This window comes from Nonomuraea angiospora, assembly GCF_014873145.1.
GTDB classification, from domain to species: Bacteria; Actinomycetota; Actinomycetes; order Streptosporangiales; family Streptosporangiaceae; genus Nonomuraea; species Nonomuraea angiospora.
Genome location: NZ_JADBEK010000001.1, coordinates 4,584,018 through 4,598,936, shown reverse-complemented (window position 1 = coordinate 4,598,936; position 14,919 = coordinate 4,584,018). Strand labels below are relative to the sequence as shown.

Below are 14,919 nucleotides of genomic sequence, written 5' to 3'. Positions count from 1 at the left end.
ATGGCGGGTGCGAGCGGGCGGCCGGTGGCCGAGGTGTTCATGCCGGCCACGTACGAGTCGGCCGTCCCGTACGACCTGTTCGCCGCGTTGCGGGAGGAGTCGCCGGTCTGCCGGATCCCGGAGCCCGCCGTCGGCCCCTGGCGGGAGGGCCCCGGCTACTGGGGGGTGTTCCGGCACGCCGACGTCAAGCACGTCCTGCGCACCCCCGAGGACTTCTCCTCGCAGCTCGGCGCCACCCAGATCCGCGACCCCGACACCCCGGCCGACCTGGCGTTCGTGCAGGTCCAGATGCTGAACATGGACCCGCCCGGCCACTCCAGGCTGCGCCGGATCGTGGCGGCGGCCTTCACCCCGAGGGCCGTGCGCGCCCTGGAGCGCACGATCGCCGAGCGGGCCGCGGCGCTGTTCGCGCAAGGCGAGTGCGACTTCGTGGAGGTGGCCGCCGACCTGCCCGTGTGGACGCTGGCCCACGTCATGGGGGTCCCGGCGCAGGACAAGCGGCTGCTGTACGACTGGGCGTCGCGCGTGATCGGCTACCAGGACGCCGACTACGCGGGCCTGTCCACGGCCGACGTCGCGTCGCTCACCCCGATGGGCCGCCTGGCCGTCGCGTCCAGGCCGGAGCTCGCGCCGGGGGTGAACCCGCGCTCGAAGGCCGCGCTGACCGACATGTTCGCCTACGCGCACGCCCTGGCCGAGGCCCCCGCGAACGACGAGTCCGTCATGTCGGCCATGCGGAAGGGCGGCCTGACGGAGGCCGAGTTCGAGAACATGTTCTTCCTCTTCGCCGTCGCGGGCAACGAGACCCTGCGCAACGGCATCCCCGGAGGGCTGCTCACACTCCTCCAGCACCCCGCGGAGCTGGCCCGCCTGCGCGCGGACCCGTCGCTGCTCGGCTCCGCCATCGAGGAGATGCTCCGCTTCTGGCCTCCGGTCATGCACTTCCGGCGGACGGCCACCCGCGACCTCACCCTGGACGGCCGGCGCATCCGCGCCGGGGACAAGGTGGTCGTCTACCACGCCTCCGCCAACCGCGACCCGTCCGTCTTCCCCGACCCCGACCGCTTCGACGTCTCCCGCGCCCCGAACGACCACGTCAGCTTCGGGTTCGGCCCCCACTTCTGCCTCGGCGCCCACCTGGCCCGCGCGCAGTTCCGCTCGGTGTTCACGGGGCTGCTGCGCGAATGGGACGTCGAGCTCGCGGGCAGCCCGCGCCGGCTGACGTCCAACTTCCAGAACGGGCTCAAGCACCTCCCGGTACGGCTGACGAGAAGGCGCCTCTGACCGGCCCCCGGCCCACCGAAAACCAGCGGCGCCGCGGCCCGGGGCTCGCCTACGCTGCCCACCCATGGACTACTTGGACGTCAACAGGGCCAACTGGGACGGGCGGGTCCCCATCCACGTCGCCAGCGACTTCTACGACGTCGAGGGCTTCAAGGCGGGCCGGAGCCCCCTGCGGGCGTTCGAGCGGGACGAGGTAGGCGACGTGACCGGCCGCCACCTGCTGCACCTGCAGTGCCACTTCGGCCTGGACACCCTGTCGTGGGCCAGGCTCGGCGCCGAGGTGACCGGCCTCGACTTCTCCGAGGCCGCCGTCGAGCAGGCCAGGGCCATCGCCGCCGAATGCGGCCTCCCGGCCGAATTCGTCACCGCCGACGTCTACGACGCGGTCGAGGCGCTCGGCGGGGCCACGTACGACATCGTCTACACCGGCCTCGGCGCGCTGGTGTGGCTGGCCGACCTCACCGGCTGGGCGCGGACGGTAGCCGCGCTGCTCAAGCCGGGCGGATTCCTCTATCTCGCCGAGTTCCATCCGTTCGCCGACACCATGGACGACGAGACGGGCACCACCGTCACCCACGACTACTTCGACCTGGGCCCGCACGTCTGGGAGTACCCGCACACCTACACCGGCGGCGAAATCCTGGAGCACCAGACCTCCGTGCAGTTCCAGCACGGCCTCGGCGAGGTCGTCAGCGCGGTCGCGGCGGCGGGCCTGCGGGTGGAGTTCCTGCGCGAGCACGACCGCACGTTCTTCCGCCGCTTCCGCACGCTGGTCGACGGGCAGGAGGGCTTCCGGCTCCCGCAGGGTGCGCCCAGGATCCCGCTGCTGTACTCCCTGCGGGCCTCGGCCCCCGCCTGACCTGCCAGGACATTGCCTGGCATTACCCCAGCAACAGCTCAGCCCCGGGAACCGTAAGATTCACTCCCGTGAAGTCTCCAGCATCTCTCAAGAGGGCCGCCGAGTGGGCCCTGCCGTACTGGACCAGGGGCCAGGCGGGGCGTGAGACGCCGCAGGATCTGTTCAGGGTGCTCTATTTCGGCTGGCTGGTGGCGTTCACGCTCAAGCTGCTCGGCTCGGCGTGGGACGTTTCGTGGCACTTCAAGTGGCTGCGGGACGACCTCGCCCCGCCCCACCTGCTCAACTCCGCCGGCACGGCCATCGCCGTGGCGCTGACCGTCATCCACGGATACACCGGCTACGGCGTGGACAAGGCGGCGCTGCGGCTGATCCAGTGGGGCACCGGGATCTTCCTGGTCGCGGTCCCGCTCGACCTGATCAACCACCGTGTCAACGGGCTCGACATCACCTCGTGGAGCCCGTCGCACATCATGCTCTACCTTGGAACGTTTTTCATGATCGCGGGCGTGCTCCGCGGCTGGTTCATGGGCGCGCCGCCGGGGCGGGAGCGGACCGTCGTGCTGGGCGCGTTCTTCGCGTTCTTCCTGGAGAACGTGCACTTCCCCGAGCAGCACCAGGAGTACGGCATCCTGTCGATCGGCGCCTGGGACAACCACGCGACCTACGCCGAGCCGATCCTGCTCCAGTTCGCGGCCAGCCAGATGGAGCGGCCGGTGGACCGGGCGATGATGACGGCGTTCTCGCTGCCCGTCCCCGACTTCCTCTACCCCGCCTACGCGGTGGTCGTCGGCCTGTCGGTGCTGGTCGTGGCCAGGCTGCTGATCGGCAGGTTCGGGGCCGCGACGCTGGTGGCGGGCGCCTACGTGGGGGTCCGCACGCTGCTCTGGCCGCTGCTGACCTTCACCGGGTTCCCGCCGTCGGCGGTGCCGTTCTTCCTGGTCGTCGCGGGGCTGGTGGTGGACCTGGCGTTCCTGGTGCGCATGCCGTACGTACGGGCCGTGCTCGGGACCGTCGGCGTCACGGCCGCCGCCTACGGCGCGCTGGCGGCGCAGAGCGTGATCATGGGCGGCGTGTACGGCGCGATCAAGGGCCAGAAGGGGCTGCTCGGAGCGCCCCCGCTGGCCCCGTCGTCGGCCGTCTGGGCGGGGCTCGGCCTGCTGGCCCTCTGGCTGGCGGCCGAATGGCTGGCCGCCAGGCGGCGCGGGGCTCAGCCGATCGAGGCCCGGGTGATCGCCACCGCCACGCCGTAGGCCAGCCCCATCACGGCCACCTCGGCCGCCGCCCAGCCCACCAGGGCGGTGGCCCGGCCCGCGCGGATGGCGGGCATCAGGCGGAAGCGGATGTGGGCGGCCAGCGGCACCAGCGCCGCCACCAGGACCGTCTTGATCACCACGAGCACGCCGTAGTGGCTGGTCAGCAGCGCGCCGGGCAGCGTCACGCCGGGGGTGAGCGCCATCGTGCCGAGCCCGTTGACCAGCCCCGACAGCCCGACCAGGAGCAGGCACACCGTGGCGATCCTGGAGAACCTGGGCAGGACCACGGCCAGCAGCTCCCGGTGCGGCGCCACGAACACGGCCGTGGCCACCAGCCCGCCCGTCCACGCCGCCGCGCCCATCACGTGGATCTCCATCGAGACCATGATCGGGTCGTGCCAGATCGAGTTGACGGCGTGCCCGGTGACGGGGATGGGCAGCAGCCCGAACAATGCCACGATCACCCGCAGCTCGGCCGGCACCTTCTCGCCGAACCGCACCGCCATGAGCCCGATGCCCGCCGCCGCCAGCGCGCACGCCGCGCTGAACAGCAGCCCCTGACCGGTGCCGACGGTCTCGACGTAGCCGGCGATCATCCCGAACGTGGGCACGCTGCCGGGATTCAGCTCGGCCGTCTGGAACACGATGGTCAGCAGCGCGCAGATCGCCCACGCCCAGGCGGCCAGCACGGCCAGCGGCCGCACCCTGAGCATGACGGGCTCGGTCCGCTCGGGGGCGTCGAACCCGAGCAGCTTGGGCAGCAGGCTCAGCCCGACCGCGGCGACGGCGGCCAGGTCGAGCAGCACCCGCACGACGGGCAGCCCGAAGGACACCAGCGGGCCGGGCATGGGGATGCCGGGGACGGCCTCCTGCGCGGTGAACGTGCTCGCCGCCACCGCGGCGACGATCGCGCAGACGCCGAACGCCCCGGCCACCAGCCGCCCGCCGACCCGCTGGCGCGGGAGCGGAGGCGCGGTGACGGTCATGCCCGCGCCTCTTCACCGGCGGCATTGGGCTGGGCTGCGCCGGTGCCACCGGACTGAGCCTCTCCGGCGGCGCTGGGCTGGGCCTCTCCGGTGCCATCGGGCTGGGCCTCTCCGGAGGAGCCCGGGGCGGGCGCGGCCGGGCGGGAGCGGCGCAGGGCCACCGCCGTGCCGGCGGCGAGCAGCAGCAGCGCGCCCACGATCCACACCACCGCCATGCCCGCGCCGCCGTTGGCGGCCGCCTCGGCGGCCTGCGCCTTCGCGTCCTGCGCCGCCTGCCCGGCGTCGCCCCGGCCCGTGTTCTGGCCCGCGTTCTGACCGGCGTCCTGGCCCGTGTTCTGGCCCGTGTTCTGGCCCGAGCTTTGCGCCGGGCCGCCGGTGCCGGCCCCGGCGGCGAGGGTGAAGGTGATCTTGCCGGTGACCGGGTGGCCGTCGGCCGACAGGATCCGGTAGCCCACCGTGTACGCGCCCGCGGACGGCAGCGGCTTGACGCGTACCGACACCCGCTCGGCGGCCACCTCCGCCGCCCCGTCCGCCCAGGAGGACCCGTCCGGGCCCGTCACGCCCACCTGCGCGTAGCCCTGCCGCACCGCCTGGTCGAACACCAGCGTCACCTGCGCGGGCGCGGCCGGCAACGTGGCCCCGTCCTTGGGGTCGCTGCTGACGAGCACGTTGTGCGCCTGTGCCGCGGGAGGGGCGATCCCGGCGGCGGCGAAGGCGAGCAGCAGGACCGTGAGTAGCCGCCTCAAAGATCAAAACCTTCCAGCAACGACGAAACGAACCCGTATATGGTCCCATCCATGACAGACCTGTTCGGCGGTGCGGCCCCCTACTACGCGAAGTACCGCTCCGATCACGGGGATCAGGCGATCGGGCACCTGGCGAGGACGTTCGGCCCGGACGGCACCGTGCTCGATCTCGGCTGCGGCCCCGGCACGGTGGCGATCCCGCTGGCGCGCAGCGTGCGCGAGGTCCTGGCCGTCGATCCCGACGAGGGGATGCTGGAGACGGGCCGGGGGCTGGCGGCAGGAGTGCCCAACATCCGCTGGCTGCGCGGCGACTCGACGAGGCTGCGCGAGCTCCCGGCGTTCGGCCACATCGTCATGGGCAGGTCGTTCCACTGGATGGACCGCCGCGCGGTGCTGGCCGACCTCGACGAGTTGCTGCCGCCCGGCGGGGTCGTGGCGCTCGTCGGCCCGGGCCGCCAACCCGTGGAGGAGCCCTGGGAGCCGACGATGCGCCGGGTGCGCGAGGAGTTCGGGGCGAACACGTTCACGGCCACCGGCTCCTTCCAGGCCAGCGGCGAGCACCCCCACGACGTGCTGGCCACCTCGGCGTTCAGCGACCTGGAGTCCACCGTGTACGAGCACCGCCTGACGTACGACGTGGACGCCGTGATCGGCCTGCAGCTGTCCTACTCCTACAGCTCCCCGGCCCGCCTCGGCGACCGGCTGGAGGCGTTCAAGGAGGCGGCCAGGAAGGCGCTGCTCGACCTCGACCCCTCGGGGACCTGGGAGTACACGGACGTCATCGAGGTGCTGACCGCCCGGCGGCCGGCCGGCTAGATGCCCATTGCGCGCCAGATCCGCCGGGTGACCGGGTTGATCAGGCCGATCTCCGCGCACAGCTCCCGCGTCCTGCCGACCGAGTCGCGGATCTCCTGCTTGGCGGCGGGATTGCGCAGGTAGATCTCGGCGACCACGCGGGCCGGGATGCGGAAGCGCCGGATCATCGGCCCCGGGGGCGCCAGCATGATCCGGGCCATCACGCCCAGGATGACGGGGGAGATGATCCCCAGCAGGAGCCGCCGGTACGCGGGCATCCGGGGCACCCGGTTGCGCAGGTAGTGCCGGGCGAAGGAGATGTGCCTGGCCTCCTCCGCGATGTGGATCCGCATGATCGTCTCTTCCAGCGGATGATGGGCCCGCTCGTCCTTCAGCACCTTGCGCTGCACGTGGTCGATCGGGTCCTCGCCGCCGAGCACGAACACGAAGAACAGCTCCGTCGAGATCAGCGGGATCCACGGCGCCACCTGCGCGACCAGCGACAGCGGCCCGGGCATCCCGCGGATCGGCAAGCCGGTGCGGTTCACGAACTCCTGGAACATCATCCCGTGATGTCCCTCTTCGATGGTCTCGTGGTAGACGTACCGGAACTCCGGTGACCCGTTCGGCAGCCGGTAGGCGTAGTTGAGCAGCCCGCGCTTGAGCAGGTTCTCGAACTGCAGCCCGACCTTCATCGCGGTGGCCACCCGCCACAGCCCGATCGCCGCCCGCACCTCGGGCGGGCGGCTGCGGTACCACGGGTGGCCGCCCAGCTTGTCGACCTCCGGCAGCTCCCAGCGGGGGTCTGCCGGGTCCACGGCGAACTCCGGGTCATCCCACGGGATGTCCCGGTACGGCTCCCAGTGCTTGTCGACCGACGCCTTCGAGAGCCGTTCGATGACCGCTCGGTAGGCGCTCCTGCTGGCGACCTGCTCGTCGCGTTCGCGGGCGGTGGCAGAGCTCGGTGCGGATGCCATCACGTGCTCCTCTCCTCGCCGCTAATTGTACGAAGCATCCAATAGCGTCGGAAGAGGGGAAAGTCACAGCGTTTCCGGAGAGAGCCCGAGCTCGGCCGCGGCGGCCGTACGGATCAGCGTGTTCACCTTGCGCCTGGTCAGCACCTTGGGGTGCGCGTGCGTCTGGATCGCGAGCCCGTCCACCAGCGCGAGAATCCGCCACGTGGAGGCGTCGGGGTCGTCGCACTTGAACTCGCCGCACGACACGCCCGCCTCGATGATCGCGCGCAGGACCAGGCGGCCCCGGGAGTCGAGGCGGCGCGAGATCTCCTCCAGCTCCGAGTTGCGCATCGCCTCGGACCAGGCGTCGATCCACAGCCGCCATCCCTCGTTGGGGATCGCCGGCGAGGAGAGCCTGAGCAGGGTGCGCAGCCGTTCGAGCGGCGTGCCCTCGGCCTCCTCGATGTGTTCGAGCGAGTGGAGATGCTGGCGGGCGGCGTAGGTCAAGGCCTGCGCGAACAGCCGATCCTTGGACTCGAAGTGGTAGAACAGCAGCGCCTGGCTCACCCCGGCGGCCCTGGCGATGTCAATGGTCCGGGTATGCCCGAACCCGCGCTCCGCGATGACCTCGCAGGCCGTCTTCAGCAAATCCTCGCGCCGTAATCGGCTGAACCCTGAAGTCACAGCGAGTAACTCACCTCCGATGCGTAGTAATCGTGCGCGCCCAGAGATCCATCAAGGGGCGGAAAATTTCTCATACCCACATTCACTCCTTTCGTATCGGCAATCGCAGCACGAAGCGCGCGCCGGTGTCGGAGTCCTCGATCCTGAGGGTGCCGCGGTGGGCCTGGGCGATCTCGCGGGCGATGGGCAGGCCGAGCCCGGTGCCGCCGGCGTCGCGGCTGCGCGAGGCGTCCAGCCGGGTGAACCGCCTGAAGACCACCTCGCGCTGCTCCTGGGCGATGCCCGCGCCGTCGTCCAGGACCTCGAGCACGGCCTGCTCGTTCCTGCGCAGGGTCACGATGATCGTGCTCTCGGCGTGCCGTTCGGCGTTGTCCAGCAGGTTCGTCAGGAGGCGGGCGAGCTTGAGCCGGTCACCCGTGACGACCACGCCGGGCTGCAGCGCGGTGACGATCTTCTTCGACCGCTGCCTGGTGGTCTCGGCGGCGACCAGCTCGGCCAGGTCGACGGATTCGAGCCGCGACGGGGCGCCCGCTTCGAGCTTGGCCAGCGTCAGCAGGTCGACGACGATGTTCTGCAGCCGGTCGAGGCTGGCCATCAGCTTGCCGCCGGTCTCGCACCAGTCGGTCTCCTCGGGGGCGAGCATCGCCGCCTCGAGCTCGGCGCGCATGGCGGTGATCGGGCTGCGCAGGTCGTGCGAGGCGTCGGAGGCGAAGCGGCGCTGCTGCTCCAACGCGACCTCCAGCCGGGCGAGCGTGTGGTTGGCGGCCTCCGCGAGCGCCTTGATCTCCTCGGCGTTCTCCGGCACGGGCACGCGCATGGTCTCGTCGCCGTAGCTGATCTCGGTCAGCCGCTTGGTGATCTGGTTGACCGGCGCGAGCGTCCTGGCCACCACCTTGGACACGCCGAACCAGGTGATCGCGACCAGCAGCACGGTCAGCACGATCAGCACGGCGATCACCGAGGGGTGGATGTACCAGGGCACCGTGGAGTCGTAGGCGTAGACCAGCCAGTCACCGGCCTCGTCGTAGACCCGGACGGCGGCCGTGATGTGGCACTCGTCGCCGAGCTGGGGCAGCTCGCACAGCACGTCGGTGCGGCTGGGGCTGTTCGGGTCGGGCACCACGGCGGTCAGGCGCGGCACGCCCGCCAGGTTCGGCGTCGAGGCCACCACGCGACCGGTCGGATCGATGACCTGGATGCCCTTCAGGTCGAAGTTGGTCAGGGGGTGCCGGTGATTGCGCTGGATGTCGTGGCCCACGTGCATCGCCGCGGTGATCACCTCCCTCGTGCGGATGTCGACGGCGGTGTTGTGCCCCACCCACAAAAAGAACGAGCCCGCCACCAGGCACAGCAGTGCCATGGCGACACTGGCGAACAGCGCCAGGCGCGCGCGGATGGACTGGCCCAGCCGTTCGATCACACCCGATCCCCCCGTGATCAGATGATCACAGTACGTGCCCCTGCATCCAATTAGCGGAGATTCAGTGACAAATCCCGCTAAAAGACCTGCGGAATGGTGCTCTATGCGGCATCCGGTCGCCTGACTAGAGTAAGTGAGCACTGATGCCAAGGAGTCGATGTGAACCTTGCTGACTATCGGCGGTCCGCCAGGACCTGGCTGCAGGAGAACGTCCCGGCGGACGACCGGCCCGGGGGAGACCCGATCGCCCGGGCCAAGGAATTCATGGCCAAGCTCCACGACGCCGGCTACTCCGGCATCACGTGGCCCCGGCAGTGGGGCGGCCAGGGGCTGACGCAGGCGGAGGAGCGCGCGTTCGCCGCCGAGGCCCGCGGCTTCACCCTCCCCACGTACGTCTTCTCGATCGGCCTCGGCATGACCGGGCCCACGCTGGTCGACCGGGGCACCGACGCGCAGCGCGAGCGGTTCGTCCGGCCCCTGCTGCGCGGCGAGGAGATCTGGTGCCAGCTCTTCTCCGAGCCGGGCGCGGGCAGCGACGTGGCCGGCCTGCAGACGCGGGCCGAGCGCGACGGCGACCACTGGATCGTCAACGGCCAGAAGGTGTGGACCTCGGTCGCCCACCACGCCGACTGGGGGCTGCTGCTGGCCCGCACCGACGTGGAGGTGCCCAAGCACAAGGGGCTGACCATGTTCGTGGTGGACATGCACCACCCCGGGGTCACGGTCAGGCCGCTGAAGGACATGACCGGCAGGTCCAACTTCAACGAGATCTTCTTCGACGACGTCCCCATCCCCGACGAGCATCGCGTCGGCGAGGTCAACGACGGCTGGAGCGTGGCCGTCACGACCCTGCTGCACGAGCGGCTGTCGATCTCGGCGGGCGTGGGCATGAGCGGCCAGAAGGAGGACCCGACCTCGCTGGAGGCGCTGCGCCGGGTGGTCGACACCGGCGACCCGCTGGTCCGCGACGAGCTGGTCGAGCTGCACATCCGCAGCCGCGCCCTGGCGCTGTTCAACCAGCGGCTGGCCCAGGAGACCGAGGCGGGGATCTTCCCCGGCGCCCGGGGCAGCGCCGCCAAGCTGCTGCTGGCCGAGCTGACCATGTTCCAGGCCGACCTGGCCACCCGGCTGGCCGGCCCGGAGGCCGCCCTGGGCGACTCCCCGCTCGCGCACGCCATCTCGCAGGCCCCGGCCATGTCGCTGGGCGGCGGCACCAACGAGATCATGCGTAACATCGTGGGCGACCGCGTGCTCAACCTGCCGCCGGAGCCCCGGGTGGACAAGACCGTGCCGTTCAAGGACCTGAAGGTGGGGACGCAGGGGTGAAGCTCGTACTCGATGAGGAGCAGCGGCAGCTGCGTGAGGCCGTGCGCGCCTTCCTGGGCGCCGCCTCGCCGCTGTCCAAGGCGCGGCAGGGCTACGACCCGCAGGTGTACGCCAGGCTCAACGGCGAGCTGGGCCTGGCGGGCCTGATCGTCGCGGAGGAGTACGGCGGCGCCGGCGCGGGCCTGGCCGAGCTGGCGGTCGCGCTGGAGGAGACGGGCGCGGCCCTGCTCCCCGGGCCGTTCCTGGCCACCGCGTTCGCCGCGATCGCCCTGACCGGCGCTCCCGACAAGGAGCTGCTCGCCGCCGTCGCGGAGGGCCGCACCACGGCCACGCTCGCCCAGGCCCCCCTCGACCTCGACGGCGGGGCCGTGCGCGGCACGCTGGCGCAGGTGCTCAGCGGCATGGAGGCCGACGTGCTGGTGGCGCCCGCGCGCGGCGGCGACGGCGAGCTCCTGGTCGCCGTCGAGCTGGCCGGGCCCGGCGTCACCAGGACCGCGCTGGAGACGCTCGACGTGACGCGCGGCCAGGCGCGGGTGGTCCTGGAGGGCGCGCCCGCCCGCGTGCTGGGGCCGGCGCCGGAGGTCGGCGACCGGCTGTGCGTGGCGCTGGCGGCCGAGCAGCTCGGCGTGATGCGGGCGGCGCTGGACGCCATCGTGGCCTACGCCAAGATCCGCGTCACCTTCGGCCGGTACATCGGCTCCTACCAGGGCGTCAAGCACAAGCTGGCCGACATGCACTGCAAGCTCGAACAGGCCGAGTCCATCGTCAGGTACGCCGCCTGGGCCGCCGACGAGTCGCCGGAGGAGCTGCCCGGCGCCGCCGCCCTCGCCCAGGCGTACGTCGGCCGCGCCTGCTTCGAGGTGGCCCGCGACCACCTGCTGCTGTACGGCGGCATCGGGTTCACCTGGGAGCACGACGCGCATCTGTTCTACAAACGGGCCAAGGCGGACGAGGTGCTGCTCGGCCCGCCACGCGTCCACCGCGCCCGGCTCGCCCAACTGCTGGAGCTCTGAATGGACGTCAGCGGGCTTCCCGGCTTCTACGCCATCGCCGCCGCCGACCCGGACCGCCTCGCGCTGATCGACTCCGACGGCACGAGGACGTCCTACGGCGAGCTGCTCGCCCGGGTCAACCAGGTGTCGCACGGCCTCAGGGCCCGCGGGCTCGGCACCGGCGACGTGGTGGCGGGCGTGCTGCCCAACGGCATCGACGCCATCGTCATGGTCATGGCGACCGCGCAGATCGGGCTCTACTACGTGCCGATCAACTGGCACCTGACGGCGTCGGAGGTGGCGTACATCCTGGCCGACTGCGACGCCAAGGTCGTGGTCACCGGCCCCGACCACGCCGTGCCCGGCGCGGAGATCGGCACGGCGGGGCTGGCCGGGGGGCAGCCGGCCGACGCGCCCGGCGAGCGGACGTCCGGGGCGGTCATGTGGTACACCTCCGGCACCACCGGCTTCCCCAAGGGCGTGCAGCGGCCGCTGCCGGGCGGCGCGCCCGAGCAGATGGTGCCCGCCTTCCGCTGGTTCCTCGGCGAGGTCGTGGACCTCAGGCCGGGCGACGACGTCCATCTGGTGACCTCGCCGATGTACCACTCGGCGCCGTGCGCGCACACCCAGTTCGCGCTGCACCTCGGGCACGTCGTGGTCGTCGCGCCCAAGTTCGAGCCGGTGACGATCCTGGAGCTCATCGAGCGCTACCGGGTCAACAACGCGATGATGGTGCCGACCATGTTCCACCGCATGCTGCAGCTTCCGGAGGAGGTCAGGGGCAAGTACGACGTGTCGAGCCTGCGCCAGGTCATCCACACCGCCGCCGCCTGCCCCGTCGCGGTCAAGCAGCAGATCATGGACTGGTGGGGGCCGGTGCTGTACGAGTACTACGGCTCCACCGAGTCGACGATCGCGTTCGCGGTCAAGCCGCACGACTGGCTGGCCAGGCCCGGCACGGTGGGGCGGCCGGCGCCCACGTTCGAGGCCAAGATCGTCGATGAGGACGGCGCCGAGCTGCCGCCCGGCGAGCCCGGCCTGATCTACGTCAAGTCGGCCATGGGCACGTTCGAGTACCGCAAGGACCCGGAGAAGACGGCCGCCAGCATGCTGGGGGAGTGGTACTCGCCGGGCGACATCGGCTACCTGGACGAGGACGGCTACCTGTTCCTGTGCGACCGGCGCACCGACCTGATCGTCTCCGGCGGGGTCAACATCTACCCCGCCGAGATCGAGGCCGCCCTGCTCGAGCACCCGGCGGTGGCGGACGTGGCCGTCATCGGGGTGCCGGACGAGGAGTGGGGCCACAACGTGGTCGCCCTCGTCCAGCCCGCCGAAGGGGTCACGCCCGGCCCCCGGCTCACCGCCGAGCTGCTGGAGCACTGCGGGCCGCGCATCGCCAGGTTCAAGCAGCCGAAGGAGATCGAATACCGCTCCCTGCTGCCGCGCACGCCCACGGGCAAGCTGTCGCGCTCCAAGGTGCGCGAGGACTACCTGTCGGAGGGGTGAAAGACCAGCTCCTCGCTGTAGCGCCGGCCGTCTCCCAGGTAGAAGCGGGCCGACAGGGTGCGGTCGGCGGTGTCGAAGACGGTCGTCCACAACGTGCGGAACGGCAGGGCCGGATCCTCGGCCTGCCGGACCGCGCGCAGATGGTCGCGCAGGTCCCGCGGTGACACGGTGGCGCCCTTGCTGCGCTCGTACAGCGTGCGCAGCCGCGCGTAGGTCCCGAAGCTGCCCGGGGTGTCCTCGGGCAGGTTCATCGGGTCGGAGTGGCGGTGCAGCAGGTGGTTGGTGACGCAGAGCGGGCCGTCGCCGAGCTGGACGATGTGCTCGCGGCCGTCCCTGCCGCGCTCCCACACGAACGCCTGCCCGTGGGCGTCGGCCACCAGGTAGTGCAGGGAGAGGCCGTGGTCGTACTGCTTGGCGCCCAGGAGCGCCTGCTTGGCCTGCTCCACGTTCTCGCAGGTGTCGACCAGGAACCTGGGCAGCTGCACGCTCCCCACCCCGACCTGCGGCGAGACGTGCTCCGGCGGCGCGGCGTGCTCGAAGTCGGCCACCAGCAGCATGACCGCCAGGCCGGCCGAGTTGATGCCGTCCATGCAGCCGTCGAGGTCCGACATGGTGATCACGGTGGAGGCGAGCCCCTCGTCGGGCACCGTCGTGATCACGTAGGGGCGCGAGGCCATCGGCAGCTCGCCCGGTCTGGGCGCGGTGCCCATCACCTCGCTGCTCGTCAGGGGGAAGAAGTCGTAGTTGCGCCCCACCCGGCCGTGGCCGTCCGTGGCGGCCGACGGCGGGATCCACAGGGCCGAGCAGCCGGAGCCCTCGGGGACGTAGTTCAGCCCGTCGAGGGCCAGCTCGTCCTGGTCGGGGTCGAGCCCGAGGACCGCCGCCGCGCCGTCCATGCGGGCGTGGTGCTGCGGCCAGTGCCGCTCGAACCACGTCCTGCGGGCCCGGTTCACCGCCGGGTCGGCCGCCATGGGGGCCCAGCCCAGCCGGCGGGCCTCTTCGGTGAGCGCCCTGCCGATCTCGAACTGGCTGCCCCTGAGCGTGAGGTGATGCACGAGCTGGAAATCGTCCTTGCCGCCCGCCACCCGCGTCATGTTGTTCATGCCCCCGAGCCTGGGGCCTGCCGCTGACCGGGGCCCTACCGTTCGCTGACCGCCCGCCGGTAGCGCTCGGAGAGCCTCAGCACGGCCTCGGCCAGCTCGGGCGGGTCGAGCACCTCGAAGTCCACGCCCATGAACCCGAGCCACACGGCCATGCTGTCCGGGTCGTCGCCGCCCAGCCTGACCAGGCTGGTGGCCTCGTCCACCGGCTCCACCACCAGCCCGAGCGGCAGGTGGGCCAGCCGGTCGGCCGGGGCGTGCGCCAGCACCGTGGCCCGGTGGCGCCACGTCGCCGTGTTGGCGCCCTTCTCCACGTACGAGGCCACGTCGCCGCCCTCCGGCGGCTCGCGCGGCGTGAACCTGGGCCCGGCCGGGGTGCGCGGACTCACCCGGTCCACCCGGAACGTGCGCCAGCCCTGCCGCTCGACGTCGTACCCCACGAGGTACCAGCGGCCGCGCCGGTGCGCCAGGCGGTGCGGCTCCACGTCCCGCACGGTCGTCGCGCCGTCGTGGCCGGTGTAGTCGAAGCGCAGCCGCTCGTGGTCGCGGGCCGCGTTCGCGATCGTGGTCAGCACCTCGGGGGGTACGGCGGGCACGTCGCCCGGGATTTGCACGGTGTAGGTGTTGAGGGCGTTCACCCGGCGGCGCAGCCTGGACGGGAGCACCTGCTCCAGCTTGGCCAGGGCGCGCACGGAGGTCTCCTCGATGCCCTCGACGCCGCCGCCCGCGGCCCGGCCGAGCCCGACCGCCACCGCGACGGCCTCCTCGTCGTCGAGCAGCAGCGGCGGCAGCGCGGCCCCGGCGCCCAGCCGGTAGCCGCCCGCGACCCCGGGCGTGGCGTGCACGGGGTAGCCGAGCGTGCGCAGGCGCTCGACGTCGTTGCGGATCGTCCTGGTGGAGACCCCGAGCCGGGACGACAGTTCGGGGCCGGTCCAGTCCCGGCGCGCTTGGAGCAGGGACAGGAGCTTCAGCAGGCGGGCCGAGGTTTCCAGCATGGAGACCAGTGTGC

14 protein-coding genes are annotated in these 14,919 nt (G+C 71.8%); 7 read left to right on the top strand and 7 right to left on the bottom strand.

Annotated elements, in window-relative coordinates; translation table 11 throughout:
- The 3 genes from H4W80_RS20770 to H4W80_RS20760 all read left to right on the top strand — a co-directional run bounded on the left by H4W80_RS20770 (position 1) and on the right by H4W80_RS20760 (position 3,393).
- Positions 1 to 1,284 carry a cytochrome P450 gene (locus H4W80_RS20770; RefSeq protein ID WP_192786608.1) on the top strand — a complete coding sequence of 428 codons (1,284 nt, stop codon included), beginning with the start codon at positions 1 to 3 and terminating at the stop codon, positions 1,282 to 1,284.
- A 64-nt stretch (positions 1,285 to 1,348) separates the two neighbouring features.
- Positions 1,349 to 2,143 carry a class I SAM-dependent methyltransferase gene (locus tag H4W80_RS20765; RefSeq protein WP_192786607.1) on the top strand — a complete coding sequence of 265 codons (795 nt, stop codon included), beginning with the start codon at positions 1,349 to 1,351 and terminating at the stop codon, positions 2,141 to 2,143.
- A 68-nt stretch (positions 2,144 to 2,211) separates the two neighbouring features.
- A complete protein-coding gene (locus tag H4W80_RS20760) occupies positions 2,212 to 3,393 on the top strand; it encodes a hypothetical protein (RefSeq protein ID WP_318786971.1) in 1,182 nt (393 codons plus the stop codon).
- Here H4W80_RS20760 and H4W80_RS20755 read toward each other — a convergent pair.
- Both H4W80_RS20755 and H4W80_RS20750 read right to left on the bottom strand, forming a co-directional pair.
- A complete protein-coding gene (locus tag H4W80_RS20755) occupies positions 3,351 to 4,382 on the bottom strand; it encodes a copper resistance D family protein (RefSeq protein ID WP_192786606.1) in 1,032 nt (343 codons plus the stop codon). The genes H4W80_RS20760 and H4W80_RS20755 overlap by 43 nt on opposite strands.
- Positions 4,379 to 5,128: a copper resistance CopC family protein gene (locus H4W80_RS20750; protein WP_192786605.1), complete on the bottom strand. Its 750-nt coding sequence runs from the start codon at positions 5,126 to 5,128 to the stop codon at positions 4,379 to 4,381. The genes H4W80_RS20755 and H4W80_RS20750 overlap by 4 nt, the downstream gene beginning before the upstream one ends.
- A gap of 51 nt (positions 5,129 to 5,179) precedes the next feature.
- Between H4W80_RS20750 and H4W80_RS20745 the strand changes: the two genes are divergently transcribed.
- Positions 5,180 to 5,944 carry a class I SAM-dependent methyltransferase gene (locus H4W80_RS20745; protein WP_192786604.1) on the top strand — a complete coding sequence of 255 codons (765 nt, stop codon included), beginning with the start codon at positions 5,180 to 5,182 and terminating at the stop codon, positions 5,942 to 5,944.
- Here H4W80_RS20745 and H4W80_RS20740 read toward each other — a convergent pair.
- The 3 genes from H4W80_RS20740 to H4W80_RS63685 all read right to left on the bottom strand — a co-directional run bounded on the left by H4W80_RS20740 (position 5,941) and on the right by H4W80_RS63685 (position 8,983).
- Positions 5,941 to 6,900 carry an AurF N-oxygenase family protein gene (locus H4W80_RS20740; RefSeq protein WP_192786603.1) on the bottom strand — a complete coding sequence of 320 codons (960 nt, stop codon included), beginning with the start codon at positions 6,898 to 6,900 and terminating at the stop codon, positions 5,941 to 5,943. The genes H4W80_RS20745 and H4W80_RS20740 overlap by 4 nt on opposite strands.
- Positions 6,901 to 6,963: 63 nt before the next feature.
- Positions 6,964 to 7,563 carry a TetR/AcrR family transcriptional regulator gene (locus H4W80_RS20735; protein WP_192786602.1) on the bottom strand — a complete coding sequence of 200 codons (600 nt, stop codon included), beginning with the start codon at positions 7,561 to 7,563 and terminating at the stop codon, positions 6,964 to 6,966.
- Between the two features lie 82 nt (positions 7,564 to 7,645).
- Positions 7,646 to 8,983 (bottom strand): sensor histidine kinase, encoded by a 1,338-nt coding sequence (locus H4W80_RS63685; RefSeq protein WP_192786601.1) that lies wholly within the window; start codon positions 8,981 to 8,983, stop codon positions 7,646 to 7,648.
- Between the two features lie 159 nt (positions 8,984 to 9,142).
- On the opposite strand from H4W80_RS63685, the gene H4W80_RS20725 reads away from it, so the two are divergent.
- From H4W80_RS20725 to H4W80_RS20715, 3 genes are read left to right on the top strand one after another with little or no spacing between them, the layout of a single operon-like run.
- Positions 9,143 to 10,309, top strand: a complete 1,167-nt coding sequence (locus H4W80_RS20725) for an acyl-CoA dehydrogenase family protein (RefSeq protein WP_192786600.1) — start codon at positions 9,143 to 9,145, stop codon at positions 10,307 to 10,309.
- On the top strand, positions 10,306 to 11,322 hold the full coding sequence (locus tag H4W80_RS63680; RefSeq protein WP_192786599.1) for an acyl-CoA dehydrogenase family protein: 1,017 nt from the start codon (positions 10,306 to 10,308) through the stop codon (positions 11,320 to 11,322). The genes H4W80_RS20725 and H4W80_RS63680 overlap by 4 nt, the downstream gene beginning before the upstream one ends.
- The gene (locus H4W80_RS20715; RefSeq protein ID WP_192786598.1) at positions 11,323 to 12,810 is read left to right on the top strand and encodes an AMP-binding protein; all 1,488 of its coding nucleotides are present in this window, start codon (positions 11,323 to 11,325) and stop codon (positions 12,808 to 12,810) included. It begins immediately after the preceding gene.
- Here H4W80_RS20715 and H4W80_RS20710 read toward each other — a convergent pair.
- Together H4W80_RS20710 and H4W80_RS20705 are read right to left on the bottom strand one after the other, a co-directional pair.
- On the bottom strand, positions 12,792 to 13,913 hold the full coding sequence (locus H4W80_RS20710; protein ID WP_225963568.1) for a C45 family autoproteolytic acyltransferase/hydrolase: 1,122 nt from the start codon (positions 13,911 to 13,913) through the stop codon (positions 12,792 to 12,794). The genes H4W80_RS20715 and H4W80_RS20710 overlap by 19 nt on opposite strands.
- A gap of 35 nt (positions 13,914 to 13,948) precedes the next feature.
- On the bottom strand, positions 13,949 to 14,905 hold the full coding sequence (locus tag H4W80_RS20705; protein ID WP_192786597.1) for a helix-turn-helix transcriptional regulator: 957 nt from the start codon (positions 14,903 to 14,905) through the stop codon (positions 13,949 to 13,951).
- Between the last annotated feature and the right edge of the window lie 14 nt (positions 14,906 to 14,919).